1 protein-coding gene is annotated in these 577 nt (G+C 69.2%); it reads right to left on the bottom strand.

The window, feature by feature from the left end:
- Positions 1–577, bottom strand: a 577-nt coding sequence (locus QHF83_RS53405) for an AMP-binding protein (RefSeq protein ID WP_282425898.1), incomplete at both ends; no start/stop codon positions are given.

Genomic DNA, 577 nt, shown 5'->3' with positions numbered 1-577 from the left:
CCGTCGAAGGCCACCGCTGCGCTCTGGAGCACGCGATCGCTCGGATGAATCACGAACTGCTCGCGCAGGAATGCGACCCGCGCGGAAAGCCCTCGGTGCTCGTTGACCACCGGCTTGGGTTTGCCCGTGGAGCCAGAGGTGAAGACCACGTAATTCGCATGCTCGGGCCCGACGCCGCTCGCGGGGGTCGTGTCCGGCAAAGGCGCCCACTGCGAAGCGTCCGCGTCGAGCCGCACCACGGTCACGCCGGACGCCGTGAAGCGGTCCTCGATGCTTTCGTGCGTGAGCAGCACGGGCGCCTGCGCTTCGGATAGCAGGAGGGAGAGCCTGTCGGCGGGATATGCCGGATCCAGGGGCACGAACGCGCCGCCGGCCTTCAGGATCCCTACCAGGGCAACCACCATGTCGAACGACCGCTCGACGCAGAGCGCGACGCGCACCTCGGGCCCGACGCCGAGGGAGCGAAGGTGGTGGGCCAGGCGGTTTGCCTGCGCCTCGAGTTCGCCATAACTGAGCTGTCGTCCGTCCTGCTCGAGGGCGACGGCCCCCGGGGCCTTCGCCGCCTGCTCCGCAATGA

It is taken from the genome of Polyangium sp. 15x6 (genome assembly GCF_029960785.1).
GTDB lineage: Bacteria > Myxococcota_A > Polyangia > Polyangiales > Polyangiaceae > Polyangium.
Note: the sequence above shows the minus strand (reverse complement) of the source record. Positions and strands in the feature narration are given on the sequence as shown.